1 pseudogene is annotated in these 276 nt (G+C 43.8%); it reads left to right on the forward strand.

What is annotated here, in order from left to right:
- Positions 1 to 20: 20 nt before the first annotated feature.
- Positions 21 to 276, forward strand: a pseudogene (locus tag ACFIK8_RS12430) (sensor histidine kinase); the annotation flags it as partial.

The raw sequence follows: 276 nt of genomic DNA on the forward strand, positions 1-276 counted from the left end.
AACAGGGTAACATGCTGATCATGATCGTTACGCCTCTTCCAACGCCACCCATGGATAAATCCCATTTGAGCGCTCTGATGCAAGCGATCCGTAGCGCTGATATTTGTGTTTTATACCAGACAACGAATCTGGTCTATTTATGGGCTGAAAATCTTCCCAAGCATCTGCACAGTAAATGGCGAGTGGGATGTCGTGACAGTGATTTTTTTTCGCTCGATCTTGCGGACAATATGGAAACAATCAAATTGCAGGTTTTAGCCACAGGAAAAATGCAAA

Source organism: Bartonella sp. MR168JLCBS, from assembly GCF_042194175.1.